This is a genomic window from Haloactinospora alba, from assembly GCF_006717075.1.
Taxonomy (GTDB): domain Bacteria; phylum Actinomycetota; class Actinomycetes; order Streptosporangiales; family Streptosporangiaceae; genus Haloactinospora; species Haloactinospora alba.
In genome coordinates this window covers 1,734,072-1,752,960 of sequence record NZ_VFQC01000001.1, presented here as the reverse complement: position 1 = coordinate 1,752,960, position 18,889 = coordinate 1,734,072, and the positions used below count along the sequence as shown (strand labels likewise).

16 protein-coding genes are annotated in these 18,889 nt (G+C 67.0%); 8 read left to right on the top strand and 8 right to left on the bottom strand.

Features of this window, described 5'->3' with window-relative positions:
- Positions 1–38 precede the first annotated feature (38 nt).
- Both FHX37_RS23495 and FHX37_RS07925 read right to left on the bottom strand, forming a co-directional pair.
- Positions 39–641: a septal ring lytic transglycosylase RlpA family protein gene (locus FHX37_RS23495; protein ID WP_246062184.1), complete on the bottom strand. Its 603-nt coding sequence runs from the start codon at positions 639–641 to the stop codon at positions 39–41.
- 373 nt (positions 642–1,014) lie between these two features.
- Positions 1,015–1,848 (bottom strand): uroporphyrinogen-III synthase, encoded by an 834-nt coding sequence (locus FHX37_RS07925; RefSeq protein ID WP_170181527.1) that lies wholly within the window; start codon positions 1,846–1,848, stop codon positions 1,015–1,017.
- A gap of 239 nt (positions 1,849–2,087) precedes the next feature.
- Between FHX37_RS07925 and FHX37_RS07920 the strand changes: the two genes are divergently transcribed.
- The 3 genes from FHX37_RS07920 to FHX37_RS07910 are packed head-to-tail and all read left to right on the top strand — an operon-like array spanning position 2,088 to position 4,220.
- Positions 2,088–2,993 carry an ADP-ribosylglycohydrolase family protein gene (locus tag FHX37_RS07920; protein WP_141923223.1) on the top strand — a complete coding sequence of 302 codons (906 nt, stop codon included), beginning with the start codon at positions 2,088–2,090 and terminating at the stop codon, positions 2,991–2,993.
- 31 nt (positions 2,994–3,024) lie between these two features.
- Entirely contained in the window at positions 3,025–3,402 is a 378-nt protein-coding gene (locus FHX37_RS07915) for a tautomerase family protein (protein ID WP_246062183.1), read from the top strand.
- 38 nt (positions 3,403–3,440) lie between these two features.
- Complete coding sequence (locus FHX37_RS07910) at positions 3,441–4,220, top strand: (2Fe-2S)-binding protein (RefSeq protein ID WP_246062182.1); 780 nt, start codon at positions 3,441–3,443, stop codon at positions 4,218–4,220.
- 12 nt (positions 4,221–4,232) lie between these two features.
- On the opposite strand, the gene FHX37_RS07905 is transcribed toward FHX37_RS07910, so the two are convergent.
- Positions 4,233–4,925 carry a metal-dependent transcriptional regulator gene (locus tag FHX37_RS07905; RefSeq protein ID WP_141923221.1) on the bottom strand — a complete coding sequence of 231 codons (693 nt, stop codon included), beginning with the start codon at positions 4,923–4,925 and terminating at the stop codon, positions 4,233–4,235.
- Positions 4,926–5,011: 86 nt separating this feature from the next.
- Positions 5,012–6,214, bottom strand: coding sequence for an ROK family transcriptional regulator (locus tag FHX37_RS07900; RefSeq protein ID WP_141923219.1), 1,203 nt, complete (start codon positions 6,212–6,214; stop codon positions 5,012–5,014).
- Positions 6,215–6,423: 209 nt separating this feature from the next.
- Here FHX37_RS07900 and glk point away from each other — a divergent pair, with 209 nt between their 5' ends.
- Complete coding sequence (gene glk, locus FHX37_RS07895) at positions 6,424–7,407, top strand: glucokinase (RefSeq protein WP_141925101.1); 984 nt, start codon at positions 6,424–6,426, stop codon at positions 7,405–7,407.
- A 50-nt stretch (positions 7,408–7,457) separates the two neighbouring features.
- Here the strand turns inward: glk and pabB are convergent, their stop codons facing one another.
- Complete coding sequence (pabB, locus tag FHX37_RS07890) at positions 7,458–9,494, bottom strand: aminodeoxychorismate synthase component I (protein ID WP_141923218.1); 2,037 nt, start codon at positions 9,492–9,494, stop codon at positions 7,458–7,460.
- A gap of 262 nt (positions 9,495–9,756) precedes the next feature.
- Positions 9,757–10,389 carry a TetR/AcrR family transcriptional regulator gene (locus FHX37_RS07885; protein ID WP_141923216.1) on the bottom strand — a complete coding sequence of 211 codons (633 nt, stop codon included), beginning with the start codon at positions 10,387–10,389 and terminating at the stop codon, positions 9,757–9,759.
- Positions 10,390–10,486: 97 nt separating this feature from the next.
- On the opposite strand from FHX37_RS07885, the gene FHX37_RS07880 reads away from it, so the two are divergent.
- The gene (locus FHX37_RS07880) at positions 10,487–11,536 is read left to right on the top strand and encodes a zinc-binding dehydrogenase (protein WP_246062181.1); all 1,050 of its coding nucleotides are present in this window, start codon (positions 10,487–10,489) and stop codon (positions 11,534–11,536) included.
- Between the two features lie 219 nt (positions 11,537–11,755).
- Here FHX37_RS07880 and FHX37_RS07875 read toward each other — a convergent pair whose 3' ends face one another.
- Together FHX37_RS07875 and FHX37_RS07870 are read right to left on the bottom strand one after the other, a co-directional pair.
- Positions 11,756–13,081: a DUF2254 domain-containing protein gene (locus FHX37_RS07875; RefSeq protein WP_141923213.1), complete on the bottom strand. Its 1,326-nt coding sequence runs from the start codon at positions 13,079–13,081 to the stop codon at positions 11,756–11,758.
- Positions 13,082–13,869: 788 nt separating this feature from the next.
- A complete protein-coding gene (locus FHX37_RS07870; protein ID WP_141923211.1) occupies positions 13,870–15,282 on the bottom strand; it encodes a sugar porter family MFS transporter in 1,413 nt (470 codons plus the stop codon).
- Positions 15,283–15,756: 474 nt separating this feature from the next.
- Here FHX37_RS07870 and FHX37_RS07865 point away from each other — a divergent pair, with 474 nt between their 5' ends.
- The 3 genes from FHX37_RS07865 to FHX37_RS07855 all read left to right on the top strand — a co-directional run bounded on the left by FHX37_RS07865 (position 15,757) and on the right by FHX37_RS07855 (position 18,714).
- Positions 15,757–16,323: a TIGR03086 family metal-binding protein gene (locus FHX37_RS07865; protein ID WP_141923209.1), complete on the top strand. Its 567-nt coding sequence runs from the start codon at positions 15,757–15,759 to the stop codon at positions 16,321–16,323.
- A gap of 97 nt (positions 16,324–16,420) precedes the next feature.
- Positions 16,421–17,482, top strand: coding sequence for a biotin synthase BioB (bioB, locus tag FHX37_RS07860; RefSeq protein WP_141923207.1), 1,062 nt, complete (start codon positions 16,421–16,423; stop codon positions 17,480–17,482).
- 212 nt (positions 17,483–17,694) lie between these two features.
- Complete coding sequence (locus tag FHX37_RS07855; RefSeq protein ID WP_141923205.1) at positions 17,695–18,714, top strand: sulfotransferase family protein; 1,020 nt, start codon at positions 17,695–17,697, stop codon at positions 18,712–18,714.
- Positions 18,715–18,889 lie beyond the last annotated feature (175 nt).

Below are 18,889 nucleotides of genomic sequence, written 5' to 3'. Positions count from 1 at the left end.
GTGGCTCCCCGGAAGCAGGTGGGGAGCCACCAGGCGGTTCAGCTCACGACCTGCCATTGGACATCGGTGACTCCAGCGTTGGGTGAGGCGATCTTCTCGAACGAGGCGGTGGACAGGTCCAGGCAACGGCCTTCGACGTACGGTCCGCGGTCGTTGATGCGTACGGTTACTGATTTGCCGTTGGAGGGGTTGGTGACGTTGACCTTCGTGTCCATCGGCAGACTCTTGTGTGCGGCTGTCATGGCACTGGGGTCGAACTGTTCCCCGCTGGCGGTGGGCTGGGGCTCGCTGTACATGGAGGCTTCACAGGAGACGCTCTGACCGGTGGGGGTGAGATCCTCCGATCCGGAACTGTCGCCGCCGTTGTCGGACTGGCCGGACGCGGAGGTGTTCTCCTCGTCCTGTGGCTCTTCCTCGGGTTCTTCCTTCTGCTGTGTCGTGCTGTCCGCGCTTTGCGAGGCGCTCTCGCGTGCTTGCTCCTGTTCGCCCTCCGTGTCTTTCTTCCCATCCTTCCCAGGGGTCGGGTCGGAAGGGGTGAGACCGGCGATGTCGGCTTCGGGAACCGTCATTGCGGCGGATTCGGGACCGGGGGCGAGATCGCCGATGGCGGCGGCGCCGGCGGTACCGCCAGTGATGAGCACGGCTCCTGCAACGGCGGTGACAACAATCGCACGTTTGCTTTTCATGCGCTGGAACACCGGCGCACGGAAAGGTTCGTGACTGCCCACGATGCAGCATCCTTTGAACGGGGACGGGATGTGGCCGCGCAGTACCGGCCCTGTGAGGGTTGTAGGGCCGGTGCGGGGGCGCGGCGGGCCACCCGGGGCATGGGGTGGGGTGGTGGGTCGGCTGACGACGCAGTCTCGGCGACGGTTGCGTGCCGACCAGGAACGACCATACGCGTAACAGCACGATAACGAAAGTTGGAGTTCTGGTTTACCGCGTATTATCGCTTTCCGTCATCGAGTGTGCGTGTACGGATGATGCCGGGTGTGGACACGCGAGGGTCCGCCCTCACCCCGACCGGTCCGCCAACGTCTCGGCGAGTTTGCGCACCATGGCGCCTGTGCGGTTGCGTTGCGGCCACAGTGTGGGGACATCCCGGCTCATCAGAGGGTGTGCCGTCACCGGTCCCACGCTCATCGCGAGCACCCTGTCGCTGAAGGCGGCTACCATCTCGTCCTCGGCACCGAGCGCTTCGGCGCGGCGGAACAGCCCCGAAACAGCGGGTGCGCTGGTGAAGGTGACCGCCTCGAGTTCGCGTCGCACCACAGCGGTCACCAGGTCGTCCACCGCCCCCACGTCCTCGGGTTCGGTCCAGCGGTACACCGGAACCTCGATGACGGTGGCGCCGGCCGTGCGCAGCGCCGCGCAGAAGTCGGTCATGGGGTCCCCGTGCACCTGCACCGCGATGCGCAGTCCTGCCGGGAACTCCCCAAGGAGGTAGTCCAGCATTTCATCGGACGTCTCGTTCGGTGCCGTCCACTCTTCCGTGAGGTCGACGGAACGTACCGCGCCCTTGGCTTTCGGGCCGCGTACGACGATCCTGGCTGTTGCCATCGCCTGAACCAGGGGTGCGCCGATCCCCCACTCCTGGGCGGCCTGCACCCAGCCGGTGAGACCTGCCCCGGTGGTGACGACGATCACGTCCACGGGGTGCTCGAGGAGCTCGTGGGACGCGTCCACCAACCGGTGGTCGTCACTCAGGGGAACGGTCCGCATCGTTGGTGCGCAGCGCACCAAGGCGCCGTAGCGGCGCAGCATCGTCGCTTGTTCCTCAACGCGGCGTGCGGCGGTAACCCCGATGGTGGAGCCCGCCAATGGCGTCTCCGGTGCTGTGGCGCTCACAGTCGTCTCTTTCCGACGCGGTCCAGTCTCACTGCCCAGTATCGGACACACGGTCCCGTGGGCCACTCACCAGGGGGTTGGGAACTGTTTCCTGTCGTGCGCGGGAACAGGCCGCTCCGTGTGCTCAGAGCGTGTACACACGTCGACATGCTTTCCGAACGGTGCCAGGGATGTTCCTTCCCGTGTGGTTTCGGGCGGCAGGTATGACAGCGCCTGTATTGGGCACGACTAGTACCGTCATGTTGCGTACCGAAACCACACCAACGCAGCGCGCCCGGACCGCACTGACGGGGTTGGCGATCGGCGACGGTTTCGGGTCGCGGATCTTCGTCGGCGCGGACCAGCACACACTGGCCGAACGGGTACTTCCTCCCGGCCCGTGGCCGTGGAGCGACGACACGGAGATGGCCTGTTCGGTCTACAGCGAGCTGGTCCGTGACGGAAGCGTCGATCCGGACGCGCTGGCTGCCAGCTTCGCCGCGCACTACAACCCGGACCGCGCCTACGGGCCGGCTGCCGGCCGGCTGTTGCGCGACATCCGTGAGGGCGGGGACTGGCGTGAGCTCGCCGCAGCCCAGTTCGACGGTGCCGGCTCGTTGGGGAACGGCGCTGCGATGCGGGTGGCGCCGCTCGGGGCGTGGTTCGCTGACAGTACTGACCACGCCGCCCGCAACGCAGCGGTGTCGGCCCAGGTGACCCACACTCACCCCGACGGCATCGCCGGGGCCGTCGCGGTCGCTGTCGCGGCGGCCGTCGCGGCTCGCAACGAACCGACGGGAGCCGGGGCTTTCCTCGAGGAGACGTTGGAGTACGTCCCCGCCGGGAGCGTATGTGACGGGATCGCCAACGCACGCAGTCTTCTCGTGGTGTCCGACCCTCACGCCGTGGCTCGGGAGCTGGGCTGCGGTAGCAGGATCACCGCGGCCGACACGGTTCCGTTCACGCTGTGGGTGGCAGCCAAACACCTCGACGACTACCCCGGCGCGTTGTGGCACACGGTTGCGCCTGGCGGTGACGCCGACACCACGTGCGCCATCGTGGGCGGTATCGTCGCCACCCGAGTCCCGGGAGGCCATCTGCCGCAGGAGTGGCGTTCCCACATGGAACCGCTGCCCAGCTGGGTGGACATCCCGCCCCCACGGTGACCTCGCTTCGGCGGTCTTGAGGAGCATCCACGTGTGGCGGGTCGGCAGAGACCGGCTCAACGCGCTCGGCCGCGCCGTGCACGACGCCATGGTGGAGACCATCGGTTTCCCGTACGACGACCGGTTCCAGGTACTGACCAATCACGACGGCGTCAACAGCACGCTGCGCTACGACGGTTATCCCGATGTGCATCGTGACGACGACATCGTGTACGTCGCCATCACGATGCGTTCCGGGCGCACCCCGTCGCAGAAACAGGACATGTACCGGCGGATCGCCGAGTTGGCCCACGAGTACGCGGGTACCGAACCGCGGAACGTGTTCGTTGTCCTGGCCGAGAACGAGGCGGCCGACTGGTCGCTCGGGCACGGGAAAGCGCAGTACGTGTCTTCCTCCAACGTCGGGTGAGGTCCGGGCTGCCCGGATGGCTCCTCGCCTCCTGGTACGTGAGACCGTTTCCGGAGAACGTCGGCAGGGAGGTGAGGACAGCAGTGGCCGGTTCCGGGGTGCGGGCAGCGGTCAGTGACGTCTCCGCGGTCAACGCGTTCTTCTCGGTTGACATGCGAGAGACCGGATCGGGGTGGCTTCCCCTCCGGGAGCTGTGGGAGCACCCTGGTTACCTGGAGGAGCGCGTCAGTGAGGTGCGCACCCGGCTGGCGTCCCGTGCCGGTGTCGCCGTTTCCCGTGTGGAACGGCGTGTTGCCGCCTCCATCATGTACCAGGGACTGGCATCCCGCCTGCTGTCGCCAACCGTGGGCGCGGCGCTGTGCCATGGGGTGGCACTCGATCCCGGCGCGCTGCGGTGGCGCCCCGAAGGGGGGATGCTGCCACTCGCACTGGTCGGGGAACCACCGGCGTCCGATACGTTTCACACCCCACGCGTCGACTCACTGGCCGAGCTGATCCACCAGCGGGTCGTTCAGGGAACCCTCGCCCCGATCGCTACGGCGTTGCGCTCCCAGGTGAAGGTGGCACCCCGTCTGTTGTGGGGAAACGCTGCCTCCTCCCTGGCCGGAACCGTACAGGCACTGGCGCGGGACCGTCCGTGGGTCACTGACGACGCCGTTGTTCTGACGGAGCTGTTACTGGGGCGTGAACCGTTCACCGGTCTCGGAGAGTTTGACCGGTCCGGAGAGCAGCACGCGTTCGTCCGTGCGACGTGCTGTCTGTACTACCGCATACCCGGGTGCGGCATGTGCGGGGACTGTGCGCTGCTTCGCCGGTGAGCCGCCGGCGGACTACTCCCCCGCCGGCGCGAACCACAGAGCCTCCGCGGCGACGACGCCGAGAGTCTGTTCGCGTTGGTCGTCGGCGGAGCCGATACGGATGACTAGTGGCCCGCCGAAGGGTTGGTGCCCCAGCACCTCCACCCGCATACCGATGCCGATGCGCTGTTCGGCCAGGTAGCGCAACAGGTTGGGATCGGAGTCGTTCACCCGGACGATGACGCCGGTGGCTCCGGTCTCGGCCTGCGAGAGCCGGCGGACGTCCCGTTCGACGGTGCTTCCGTCACGGGTGGGTATGGGATCCCCGTGGGGGTCCACCAGGGGGTTTCCCAGACTTTCCGCGATCCGGTTGACGAACGTGTCGGACACGACGTGCTCGAGCTCCTCGGCCTCGTCGTGCACTTCGTCCCACGAGTAGCCGAGTGCTTCCACGAGATAGGTTTCCAGGAGCCGGTGACGTCGCAGTACCGACAGCGCGGTCTTCGTTCCGGTGTCGGTGAGCTGGACGGCGCCGTAACGCTGGTGGTGCACCAGGCCGAGCTCACTGAGCTTGCGGAGCATGCCGGAGACGGACGAGTTAGACACCGACAGCCGTTCGGCCATTCTGGAGATCGTCACCGGGCCCGAGCCGCGTTCCTGAAGGTCGTAGATGACCTTCACGTAGTCCTCAACCGAGGTGGACGGCCGGTTAGATGCATTCTCCATAGGGGCCACAGTACCGCCTTCGGGGCGGCGAGCAGGGGTTCTCGTGAGCGCGCGGCGCCCGGCCGCTGTGCTTTGCGTGGTGTCTGCTACCGGGAGGTCTGGGAGGCGATCATGGCGTTCACCGCCTCGGGAGAGAGGATGTGGTCGAGCACCATCACCGCGCAACCGAGCAGCCCGGCCTGCTCACCGAGTTCGCTTCCCACGATGCGTAGCTGTCGTGTGGCCAGGGCGGTGGAACGTCGGAAGATGACCTCACGGACCCCGGCCACCAGCGGATCGTAGGCGTAGGCGAGATCCCCGCCCAGGGTGATCACAGCGGGGTTGAGGAGGTTGACCGCTCCCGCGAGCACCTCGCCGAGGTGACGCCCGGCCGTTCGGACGGCATAGGTCGCCTGGGGGTCCCCACCGTGTGCCAACTCCGCGACCTCGTGCACGGTCTCGGCGTTCGTGGGGTGGGCGGCGAGGTGCTCCACAAGTGCGGCGCCTCCGGCGACGGTTTCGAGACAGTCGGTGTTTCCGCACCGGCACGGCCTGGTGGAGGACGTGCGCACCGGGATGTGGCCGAGTTCCCCAGCCGCACCGAGCGAACCGCGTACCAGCGCACCGCCGGAAATGATGCCGGCCCCGATGCCTGTGGAGGCCTTGACGACGATCATGTCGTCAGCGTCCGGGGCGCCGTGCAGGGAACGGTGCTCTGCCAGAGCCATCACGTTGACGTCGTTGTCGAGGAGGACAGGGCCGGGGAAACGTTCTGCCACCTGGGGTTCCACGGCGACGTCGCTCCAGTTGGCGAGCACGGGGGGATTCTGGGTGCGGGCCACGGCGAACTCGACGGTGGCGGGGACGCTGATGCCTGTCCCGTAGACGTCGTGGACCGTGTGTCCGGTCTTTCCTATAAGGCTCTCCCAGCTGTCCATCACCCATTCCAGGGCGGCTGTGGGACCGTGTTCCACGTGTGGAGAACCGTTCTCCTGCGCCAGCACGCGGCCGGACAGGTCGCACACGGCGACCTGGCTGCGCGAGATTCCGAGAGCCGCGGTGAGGATGACCCCGCCAGAGGAGTTGAATTGCAGCTGGCTGGGTGGGCGCCCTCCGTTGGAAGGAGCGGTCGTTTCCTCGAGTACGAGCCCATGGGCTACGAGTTCCCCGACGCGTAGTGCGACGGCGGGCCGGGAGAGGCCGGTGACGCGCCCGAGCTCCGTGCGGGTGGTGGCTTTGCCGGTGCGGATGAGTTCCAGGACATGCCCGTTGGAGAACGCTGCTGAGGGGAAAGCCTTACTTCGGGACATGCTCCATTGAATCATGCTGTAGCGGGATCACACGGGAGTATTCTCCCTACTTTTGCAGCAATGAATCCAAAAGGGAGGGTTGCCTCGTTACCGAAGGACCGCTAGGTTTCCGGGAAGTCAACGGGAGATTCCCTGGAGCGGCTCCGACGCCGCACACCAGGCCATGCCGCGGTCGCGTTCCGCTGGAAGGGGAGACAGTGAGCCACCCGATGCTTCCCACACCTGACCGGCCCTGGCTGGTGTGTGATGTTGGTGGAACCAACGCGCGGTTCGGTCTCGTGCTTGCTCCCGAGGGGCGGCCCAGTCACGTGTCCACCCTGCCGTGCCGTTCCTACCGCGATCTGGCTTCCGCAGCGGCTGCCTACCTGCAGCAGCATGCCCCCGGCGCCCGTCCCGTCGCCGCGTGCGCCGCTGTCGCGGGACCCGTACACGGGGACCGGATCCGGCTGACCAACGCACACTGGGACTGCTCGATCTCCCAAACCCGCCGGGAGCTGGGGGTTGAGCATCTCGACGTTGTCAACGACTTCGCCGCGCTGGCCCTCTCACTCCCCTGGCTGGGTGACGACGAGGTCCTGCCCGTGGGCGGGCCAGCGACCGACTCCGGTCGGAGCATGGCTGTTCTGGGTCCCGGAACGGGGCTGGGTGTCGCCGGCCTGGTACCTCATTCCGGAGGGTGGGTTCCTGTCTCCGGTGAGGGCGGGCACGTGGATGTCCCCGCCGTGACGGAGGGCGAGCTCGCGGCGGTGCGTGTGCTGCGCTCCCAGCAGCAGACGGTGACGGCCGAGGACATGCTGTCCGGTCCCGGCCTGGTGCGGTTGTACGGCGCGGTCGCACAGCTGCACGGTGCCGATGCTGAGGAACTCACGCCGGCCCAGATCTGTAGTGCGGACAACGATCCCCTCTGCCGCGAGACCCTGGAGCTCTTCTGCGGGCTACTGGGAGGGTTCGCCGGCAACGTTGCCCTCACCCTGGGCGCCACGGGCGGTGTCTTCCTGGGCGGAGGCATCCTGCCCAGGATCACCTCCGTGCTCCAGGCCAGCGACTTCCGGCGCCGTTTCGAGGACAAGCACAGCATGACCGACTACGTGAAGAGCATCGCGACAGTGCTCATCACGGCTTCCACTCCCGCGCTGCTGGGGGCACGCGCCCAGCTCGAGCAGAGCGTCGGTAGCGCGGCGGTTCGCCGGTGACCGGCTTCCCGGGCGCGGAGCCCGGGGGCGGGCCCAACCGTGAGAGGCGGTCAGCAGTATCCCTCGAGCGCCACGGCGGCCTTCAGCAGCATCTCCTCGTACTCTTCCTCCGGGACGGAGTCGAGAACGATAGCGCCCCCCGCACCGACGGTGATCTCGGAACCGGTGCGTACCGCGGTGCGGATCACGATGCTGAGGTCGGTTGTTCCGGTGTCGGAGAGATAGCCCAGCGCCCCCGAGTACACGCCGCGCGCCGAGTGCTCCAACCGGTCGATGATCTCCATGGTGCGTTCCTTCGGGGCCCCGGTCATGGACCCGCCGGGAAAGCACGCCCGAACCGCGTCGACCGCTGACACGTCGGGACGTAGCCGCCCTCGGACCGTGGAGATGAGCTGGTGCACCGTGCTGTAGGAGACGGTGTACATGAAGGCGGGAACGTGCACGCTGCCTGTCTCGCACACCCTGCCGAGGTCGTTGCGCAGCAGGTCCACGATCATGAGGTTCTCCGCCCGGGTTTTCGCGCTGGTGCGTAGCTCAGCGGCGTTGCGGGCGTCCGTGTCCGGGTCGGCGTGGCGGGGAGCGGTGCCTTTGATCGGGCGGCTGTCCGCTTCCCCGCTCCCGGTGATGCGCAGGAACCGTTCCGGGGAAGCGCTGAGCACGGCCGTCTCCCCCAAACGCAGCAGGGCCGCGTACGGCGCGGGCCTGGACCGACGCAGCCGTCGGTAGAACGCCAGGTCGTCCTTGGGGGCCGGGAACCGTAACCGGTTGGTCAGGCATATCTCGTAGCTTTCCCCGGCCGTGAGGAAGTCCAGGCACGTTTCGACGTCAGCCAGATACTCCTGTCGGGAGCGTTCCAGCGTCGTCTCCACGTCGGGGGCGTCGCCGGTAGCGGCCGGGGGGTCGGCCGAGGGAAGGTCGGTGAGTCGGGCACGTGTGTCCTCGACCCAGGTGGGGGCGTCCTCGCTCGCGTCGACGGCCACCACATAGGTGCGTTCCTGCGCGTGGTCGACAGCGACGAACCGCTCGCAGCGCAGCCAGACCGCGTCCGGCGTGTGGGCGTGGTGCCGGGTGTGAGCCCCGCAGTCGGTTTTGAGCTCGTAGCCGAAGTAGCCGACGTAGCCGCCGGCGAAGTCGAACGGTAGGGCCGACGGGCGGGGGTGGGGAGCCACCCGCCGGCGTAACGCGTCGAAGATGGTCCCCGGCTCCTGGTGGGACGCTCCGCCTTCCCGCTCGACGGTGACGCTTCCGTCCGTGGTCCGGTAGGTAAGGACCTCTCCCCCCGGCCTGTTGTCGCCCAGGAACGAGAAACGGCCTGTGTCTCCGTGGTAGCTGCTGTCCAGCCAGAAGGCGTGTGTGGAGTCGCCGTAGAGGTGGGTGAAGGCGGCCTCGGTGTCCACCGCGTAGGGCAGGGTCGCCACCCGGGGGGAACGTGCGGTCGGTTGTTCCGGTCGGGACGAGCCCGAACGGGGGGCTGCGGTCCGCCCCGGTGGGGGTGGTGGCTGCTTCCCGTGGTGGTGTGCCTGCTGCAGGAAGTTGGCGACCAGCCGGTACCCGTACTGGCTGGCGACCGATTCGGGGTGGAACTGGACGCCCCAGCGGGGCAGGGTGCGGTGTTGGAGACCCATGACCACACCGTCGTCGGCCCAGGCGGTCGCTGTGAGCGGTTCGGGAAGCGCGGCGGGGACCGCCAGGGAGTGGTACCGCACCGCTGTGAAGTCCTGGGGGATGCCGGTGAACAGGCCCGTCTGGGTGTGGTGGATGCTGCTCAGGTGACCGTGGCGTGCCGCGGGGGCCGAGCGTACGGGGGCTCCGGCGAGGTAGGCGATCGCCTGGTGTCCCAGGCAGACCCCGAGCACGGGGATGTCGGGGTCCGCGAGGAGGTCCCACACGTTGCCCATGTCCCTGGGGTTCTGGGGGCGTCCCGGTCCTGGGGAGATGACGGCGGCGTCCACACCGGTGGAGCGGGCACGGTCCCAGCGCAGTTCGTCGTTGGTGACCACGGTCGGTTCGTGCCCGGTGACCCGGGATATGAGGTGGAAGAGGTTGTAGGTGTACGAGTCGTGGTTGTCCACGAGTAGTACCCGCACGTTGGTTCCCTCCCCGTACTAACCCACCGGTTGTTGGTGTCCTCCCAGGTTATGGTGTGGCGGTTTGCGGCTGTTCTCCCGTATGGGGGTACTGGCGGTGACATCGCCGACTGTTCGCCCGTTCGGGCGTCGAGTGGGTGCCCCGTCGGCGACGCCAGGAGCCGTCAGGGTGGGATCGGGTTCGGGGCTTCTGCGCCCGCTGGCAGTGAGCGTTTCCGCCCCGACATGAGCAAACGCCTCGACCTCCCGGTCCCGGGCTCCCTCAGCGGGACGGCCCGCTGGGCGGGGCTGTCCCGCGAGCCAACGGAGGAGGGCCGGCGCTGGTGATGAGGGCTTCCGCGGCGGCTCGTGCGGTGTTTGCGGCTGTTGTCTCGCCGGCGATGGAGTAGCTGATGATGGCACCTTCGTGCAGGCTCAGTAGCTGCGCGGCGAGGGTGTCTGCATCGGTGATACCGGTGTCTTGGAGAAGTTGGCGGAACAGGTCGCGTAGCCAGACCTTCTCCGCCACGACCAGTTGCTGCCCGGGGTGGTCGGGCTCGGTCAGTTCGGCGAAAGCGTTGACGAAACTGCAGCCCCGGCTGTTCGGGGTCAGCCAGTCGGTCAGCACGTCGAACGGGGACAGGAGCCGCGCCACAGGATCGGGGCCCGCGTCGTCCAGCGTGGTGAGCACCAGCTTGCGCCAGCGCCGGTCGCGGGCATGCAGGTAGGCCGTGACGAGGGCGTCCTTGGAGCCGAACCGGTCGTAGAGGGTGCGTTTGGTGACTCCGGACTCGGCGGCGATGGTATCCACCCCCACAGCGTGGATTCCGCGCCAGTAGAACAGTTCGGAGGCGACCTCGAGGATCCGGCGAGCTCCGGGGGTCAGTTGCTCGTCCGGGCTGGAGTCGGTGTCCATGTGTCCCCATCACCGTTGACTTTACAGAGTTGTATACCTAGGTTTGGACCATGTCAGGTTCACAGACCAGTATAGTAGTTAAGGTGGGGGTGGGCGCGTGCGCACGTCGATGATGGCGGCCGTGCTGACCGGGTTCGGTGGGCCCGAGCGGCTGCGGGTGCAGGACGATACCGCGGTGCCGTGCCCCGGGCGCGGCGAGGTACTGATCCGGGTGGCCGCCGCGGCGGTGAACAACACTGACCTCTGGACCCGGCAGGGCGCCTACGGGCTGCCCGAGGCCCCGTCGGCGTTGGCCGGATGGCGCGGCCCGATCGATTTTCCCCGGATCCAGGGCGGCGATATCGCCGGCACGGTCGTCGAGACCGGAGAGGCGGTCGATCCCGCACTGTGCGGCACGCGAGTGCTGGTGGACCCCGCGCTTTACGACGCCGAGACTACCGACGCCACTCCGGTCGGCTTGCTGGGAAGTGAAGCCAACGGCGGCTTCGCCCAGTACGTCGTCGTGGCCTCGGCACGGGTACATGCCATGACCGGCTCGCCGTTGTCCGACGAACAGCTGGCCTGCCTGCCGATCGCCTACGGCACCGCCATGGGCATGCTCGAACGCGCACGGATCACCGCGGGCGAGTCGGTGCTGGTCACCGGGGCCTCCGGCGGCGTCGGGCTGGCCTTGGTGCAGCTCGCCGCCGCGCGCGGTGCCCACGTGATCGCGATAACCACCCGAGACAAGGGCGAGCTCGTGTCCCGGGCCGGAGCGCGCACAGTGATCCACCGCGACGCGGACGACGCCCTTGGGACAATCGCCCAGGCCGTTCCGAAGGGGCTCGACGCAGTGGCCGACGTGGCCGGCGGGGACTCCGTGAACCAGATCGTCCCCCTACTGCGCGATGGCGGACGGTGGGTGATCGCCGGCGCCGTCGCTGGTTCCGTTATCAGCTTCGATCTGCGGCGGCTGTACCTGCACAACCTCACCCTGATCGGCTCATCGATGCACACCCCGGACCACTTCGCCCAACTCGCCGAAGCAGCCCGGCACGGCCACATCACCCCACGAGTGGCCGCCCGCTACCCGCTCTCCGAGATCCATGCCGCCCAGCACGAATTCTCGCGGCACACCCACGTCGGCAAGATCACGATCACGCCATAGGGTCCCACTGTGCCGTGGTCAAGGCGGCGAACGGTTCGAAACCCGATCTACGCCTACGGGTGGCGGTCGGCGCCGTGACGAGCCGCGGCCGTGACAACGGGCGTGCCGTCCGTACCGCGGCGCAGTAAACCCCTCGCTGATCCAAGCCTCTTGCTGGAGTCTCCTATCGCAGGAGACTGACATCTCCTCACGAGTCTCGGCGCCCGGCGGTCAGGCTGTTCACTCGAGCCCCCGTGACGAGCCGAGCCCCTGTGGGTCGACCGTGGTGGCGGCGTCACGGTCCAGCCTGTCGCTGAACGCCCGGCGGCCCCCCGACCTCACCTGTTCGAGCTGAACCTCGACGGCCGGCCGACGGTAGCTCGGAACGGTCTCGCGCAAGCGCTGAAGCAACGTCCACAGGCGCCGGGAGACCTGTACCGACCCCTCCCCGAACTGACGGGTCTCATGGAGTGCGAGACTCAGGTAGTCCTCCCAGGAGGGTGTTCGCCAGCGGAGCCGAGCGGCCCCCTTGGTGTCGTACATGACGCCGGGCGTGAGGCGGCGGTGGGCGATGATCCGCAGCAGGGTCTCGATCTGGTCGAGCGCCTGTGTGGAGGTGCTGGGGTCGTTGGTCCCCGGGGAGAGCGCCTTGGCGGAGATGTCCGCGAGCAGGCGGAAGGCGAAGCCAGGATCCTGCTCCATGGTCCGCTCGTCACCGACCGCAACCGCGGACTGAAACTCACGCTCCTCGAGCGGCCCGCTGCCCCCGTGGACCCGAAAGAGCGGATCGCCCGGGACTACGAAATCGCCGATCGCCGGTACCAGCTCGACCATCGCATCGGCATCGGTGGCAAGGGAGAACAGACCCTGCCGGTCCACACTCTGTATCACGCCCGGGTCACCACGGTAGGTGATCACGTCGGAGTCCTCTGGCAGCGGTGCGAGTCCGCGCTCACCCCTCTCGTCCTTCACCGCAGGTTCCGGGTGCACCCGATCGATCACCTTGCGCGCCTCACGGCCGAGCTCGTTCAGCACCGAAGCCACCCGCAGTCCGGATGTCGTGTTCGCAATCAGTTGCAGGAACATGAACATGCTCGCGATGAGCAGGAACAGGGCGACAGAGATCGAGCTGTTGGGAACGAAGTCCGGGTTCTCCGGCCGGCCGACGGAGCTCAGCACGAGCAGTGAGTACAGGAATGTCGCGATGAAGGTACCGAGTGCCGCCTGGGTAACGGGGTCCCGCAGGGACAGGACCAGCATGCGCGGAGAGAACTGACTCGAGCCGAACTGCACGGCGACCAGCAGGACCGAGAAGACGAAGCCGGTGAAGGTGATCATTCCGCCCGCCAACGAGCCGAGCATGCCGCGGGCGGCATCCGGGCCGAACGTGATCCCGATCGTCATGCCGGTTTTCTCGTCGACGATCGGGAGAACGGTTCCGGCCGCGATAGCCACCACCACGAAAAAGGCGGGGATGATCCAGATACCGTTGCGCACGTACTCCGCGGTATGCCAGATACCGTTGCGCACATACTCCGCGGTACGCCAGTGCGTTCGCCTGGACATTCGGCGCAGCACCCTATCTATGCCGTTCTTGGTTCGCTACCGGCCCGGATCTCCTCGGAGCGTCCGCTCGGCAGCTCGTGGGAGACCCACAAGCAACGAGGCATGGACGGATGGAGGCCACGAAAACGCATCCCTCACAAGCGTTGGCACCCCGACGCCCTGTGAAACCGGCTCAGCACCGGGCCGAGAGGCGCCGCTCCTGCGAAGCAAGAACACTGGCCAGCCAGGTTCGAAGAGGCCTCACTGCCGTGGTTCCTGCCCTCGCATGCGCCAAGTATGGCACCCAGCAACACGCTCCCGCCGTCGCGACACCACAGCAGTTGGGTTCCCTGTCGAGACGGCTGGTTTATGGGACTCCGTGTTCAGCCGGAAGCGCCCGTAGGGGTCGATGCGACCAGAACAGCGGTCCCGGGTGCCGCCGCCGTGTCGGTACAGCCGGATGGAGCCAACGTTTCAACCGGGATGGCAGGTGGAAACCGAACAGGCCGGTGAGGCGAAACCCACCACCGAGGCACCGTGGGTGCCGACGTGGTTGGTCTCGGTCTCGGCGTCGGTGCGGTGCCGCAGCGCTCCGGGAACCGACGGTGCCGTGACGGCTTGGGCTGCGACGTGGGGGAAGCGGCACTGCCCCTGTCTCCGGGAGTCGGACCAGCGGAGACATGCCGGTGTTCAGCGGGCTCGTCGTATCCAGCCGAACGGTTGTGGAGGTTGTCCACCTCCCGAACGCTGGGCGTGAGGGGTGAGCGCAGGGTTGGGGCTGTGGGCCCCAACCCGTGGCGGGTGCCGTGCTATCCGCGCATGGATTCCAGGGTCCTGCCCTTGGTCTCGGTGATGCACTTCCACACGAACAGGAACGACAGGGCCGCGAACGCGGTGTAGATCACGTAGGTGCCGCTGAGGTTCCAGTCGCGAAGGATGGGGAAGGTGACGGTGACCAGCCAGTTCGCGACCCACTGTGTCGCCGTGGCCACGGCCATGGCTGCGGCCCGGACGCGCAGCGGGAACATCTCGCCGAGCAGGACCCAGGTGACCACGCCCCAGGAGAGCGCGAAGAACAGGACGAACAGGCTCGCCGATGCCAGTGCGAGGACTCCCCAGACGAACGGGAGGGAGGCCTCCTCCTCCACGACCGTGGCGTGGCTGAACGCGAAGGAGGTGACGGCGAGCATGACCGTCATACCGCCGGAGCCGATGAGGAGGAGCGGCTTGCGGCCGACCTTGTCCACCAGGCCGATGGCCACGAAGGTACCGATGATGTTCACGATCGAGGTGAAGAGACTGAGCAGCAGCGAGTTGCTCTCCTCGACACCCACCGACTGCCACAGTGACGCGGAGTAGTAGAAGATCACGTTGATGCCGACCAGCTGCTGGAAGGCGGACAGCGCCATACCGATCCACACGATCGGGAGCAGACCGAAACGTCCCCTGAGGTCACGAAGCCGCGGCTTGACCTCGGACCCGAGGGCTTCGTGTATCGCCCGGATACGTCCCTCGACGTCGTTCCCCTCGACTTCGCTGAGCACGGCGCGGGCCCGGTCCTCACGGCCGATCCGCACCAGGTAGCGGGGCGACTCCGGGATGGTGAGGCTCAGCCCGATGTACAGCAGCGCGGGCAGGAGCTCCACTCCCAGCATCCACTGCCATGCCTGCAGCGGCCCCATGCTGTCGGTGGCGCTGCCCCCGGCCATGTTGGCGATCATGTAGTTCACCAACTGCGACAGCGCGATACCGATCACGATGGCGAGTTGTTGCAGGGAGGCGAGCCGGCCCCGGTACGCCGCGGGGGACACCTCCGCGATGTAGGTCGGGGCGATGACGGAGGCGATCCCGATCGCGATGCCTCCGACGACGCGCCAGGCGGTGAGGTCCCACACGCTGAGTGGCAGCGCCGAGCCGATGGCGCTCACGGCGAAGAGCAGGCCGGCGATTTGCATGACACGGATGCGGCCGAACCGGTCGGCCAGCGGGCCGGCGGCCGCCGCGCCCACCGCGGAACCGAGAAGAGCGGCGGCGACGGCGACACCGGTGATCGCGGAACTCACACCGAAGTGTCCCTGGATCGCTTCCACCGCCCCGTTGATAACGGAGGTGTCATAGCCGAACAGGAAACCGCCCATCGCCGCCGCGGCGGCGATGAGGACCACGTGGACGATGTTCAGTTCCCCAGCGGACTTGACTCCCTTGGGGTCGGGTGTTGCCACGATTACTCCTTGTCCGAGGCCCGGTTCCCCATGCTTACGAGACGCGCGGCATCCCGGAGGGGTGGGGGGCGGCGCCTGCGATAGGGCATGGGGTTTCAGTAGTAATTAACGATGAGGTTCTTTAGTGCACGGACTTATGACATGGATCATGCGCATGATCGGTAACACTAACGCACATTAGTGATGTATGACGCATGAGGGGTGGTAGCGCGTCGGGTACGTGAACAGGGGCGGGCTGCTCCCGTGCGGTCACCCGGCGGCGTGTGGCGGGTCCCGGGTTCTGTCTGCCTGGCGGCAACGGTGCGGAGGGCACACGATGGCGGGGCGTCAGGATGAAACACTGGGGAACCGCCGTGTGAAGGTACACCGCGGTCATGCGCCAGCAGGGCAGAGGCGGGGTGTACCGCCGCGTTCGGGGCACTGGAAGAACCACCGCTCCGGCGCTAGGAGCTGTTACTTCAGGATGGAGCTGTGATGTCGGAACTGCTGGACCTGCACGCTCAGGCGATGGCGGAGTTCGACCGTCGGGCGCGCCAGGTGCAGGTGCACCAATGGGGGCAGGCGACGCCGTGTCGGCAGTGGGACGTTCACGATCTGCTCAACCACCTCGTCAGCGAGCAGCTGTGGGTACCTCACCTTCTCAACGGGGGAACGATCGAGGAGGCAGGGGACCGTTACGACGGCGACGTCCTCGGTGAGGAACCTGTGGCCACGTGGGAGGTGGCCTCCCGGGAGTCGCGTTCCGCCTGGCTCCAGCCCGGCGCTACGGAACGCACCGTCCACTTGTCCTTCGGGGACGCTTCGTCCTCTCTCTACCTGTGGCAGATGACGTTCGACCTGACCGTGCACGCCTGGGACATGGCCCGGGCCATCGGCGCTGACGAGAAACTGGATCCCGGATTGGCCGCCGAGGTCCTGCAGTGGGCCAGGGGCCAGTTCACCGAGGGTGAGAGCGGGGAACTGTTCGATGCTCCCGTCCCGGTGGCGGAGGACGCCGACAACCAGACGCGGCTTCTGGCGCTGACCGGACGCCACGTTTAACGCCGACAGCCAACCGCGCGGCTGACAAACCCACACGTCGAACTTTGTCGGGTTCGGCAGCTGCGCCGTAGAGCCGGCATGGCCAACGATCGGGGGCATGGCCACATTCGACTCCCTGGCGGAAAAGGTTCTGCAACGGGAACCGCTCCCCCGCACCGACCTGTTGTCCGTGCTCACCAGTTCCGACGATGAGCTGCTCGACCTCGTCAGCGCCGTGTTCCGGGTGCGTCTGGCTTACTTCGGTCGCCGCGTCAAGCTCAACTACCTGGTGAACCTCAAAAGCGGTCTGTGCCCGGAAGACTGCACGTACTGCTCGCAACGTCTGGGATCAGCGGCCGACATCGCGACCTACACGTGGTTGAGTACCGAACAGACACGCGAAGCGGCTTCCTGCGGCATCGCCGCGGGAGCTTCGCGTGTCTGTCTCGTGGCCAGTGGACGAGGTCCCACCAACCGTGATGTCGCCCGTCTCACTCCTGCCATCGAACAGATCAAGGCGGACAACCCCGACGTGGAAGTGTGCGCGTGCCTGGGCCTGCTCTCCGGAGACCAGGCCCAGGAGCTGAGCGGGTGCGGGGTCGATGCCTACAACCACAACCTCAACACGTCCGAGGCCCGGTACAGCGACATCTGCACCACCCACAGCTTCGCCGACCGTGTGCAGACGGTGCACAACGCCAAAGACGCCGGGCTTTCCCCCTGCTCGGGCCTGATAGCGGGTCTGGGAGAGACCAACGACGATCTTGTCGACGCGCTGTACGCACTACGCGACCTGGATCCGGACTCGGTTCCCGTGAACTTCCTCATCCCGTTCGACGGGACCCCGCTGGCCGGGCAGTGGCACCTGACGCCCCAGCACTGCCTGCGTATCCTGGCCGCCACACGTCTGGTCTTTCCCGATGTCGAGGTCCGTGTCGCAGGCGGGCGCGAGGTCCATCTGCGTAGTCTGCAGCCGCTCGCGCTGCACATCGCCAACTCGGTGTTCCTGGGCGACTATCTCACCAGTGAGGGCCAGCCGGGCGCCTCCGACCGGGAGATGATCCACGAGGCCGGCTTCACCGTCGAAGGGGCGGAGGAGGAGACCCTGCCGCGGGAACGTCGGGACCTCGTCGCCACGCGTCACCGTGGTGCGGGAACGTCTCTTCCCCCCAACACCTGAACAGTGTGCGACCTGGCGGTACCGGCGCGGAACTCGGGCAACCACCGCCCCCGCTCTCACGGACTCCTCGGGCCGTTCCTACCGAACGGACTCTCTCGACGTCTGCCGTGCTTCCATCCCCGATAGGGGCGACACGCAAAAAAGGAACATGCCGTGACATAAATAGTGACAGAGATTCCTGAGGCCCGCCCGACCCTCTATTCTTGGGAAGCATGCCAGGAACTGAACGTCCGATAATTGTGCTCGGATGCCCGAGGTCGGGAACCACCCTGATGCAGCTCATGCTGCACTCCCACCCGCGGATCGCCGTACCACCGGAAACCCGTTTCCTACTGAGAGCGTACCGGGAGCGTGAATACTTCGGCGATCTGCGGGTGCCCGAAAACCGTCGGTCACTCGCAGAATGGATAGTCGGGAGAAAAAAGACCCGATTCAGAGATCTGGGACTCGCTCCCCGGGAGATCGTCGACGAGATCGTTGCAGGACCGCCCACCCTTGGTTCCGCACTGGGGATCGTGTTCCGCGCCTACGCCCGCAGATTCGGAAAACCCCGCTGGGGAGACAAGCGCCCCGCTTACTACCAGAACATCAACGCGATCATGCGACTGTTCCCGGACGCGCAAATCGTGCAACTCATCCGGGACGGACGCGATTGCGTGGGATCGCTGAAACAGATGCCGTGGTACCGCCACAACAGTTACCACGCGATCTCCACGTGGGCCGAGGCCATCGACTACGGCCGTTCCGCTGCGGCCCGGCTGGGACCGGACACCTTCTACCAGGTCCGTTACGAAAGCCTGATCGCCGATCCGCAACGGGAGCTGACGGCACTGTGCGACTTCCTCGGCGAAAAGTTCGACCCCGCCATGTGCGAACCCCGGGAGGTCGCCGACGTCGCCGTGCCGAAACGCAAAACATGGCACGAGAACACGCACGGTGCCGTCACCCAGTCCACGGCCGGAACGTGGGAGAAACGCCTCGCCCCCTGGGAACTGCAACTCTGCGAGAGCGCCCTGGGAAGCCGGTTGCGGGACAACGGTTACGAACTCTCCGGAGCGGAGTCTCCCCCCGTCAAACACTGGCTTCGCTACACCGGTACCGCGACGAAACGGCGCTACAGGAACCGCAAACGCAGCACCCAGGACATGCTGCGTCGGATGCGGGAACCGGATGACCAGCTCCCGTGCCGCCTCCCCGAACAACAACGTCCAGGTACCTCCGAACACGCCTGAAACAGTGGTGCGGGAGCGTGCCCGGCCGCCGGGCCAACGGTTCGACACCGCCCACGGGAAAACCCGCGTGGCACGCGCCTCTCCCCGTGCGGAAGAACATGACGCGGCCGAGGAGGAACCAGGCGACACCGAGGAGACCACGGGAAGAGAACCGCACCGGTCTCACCTCACCGAA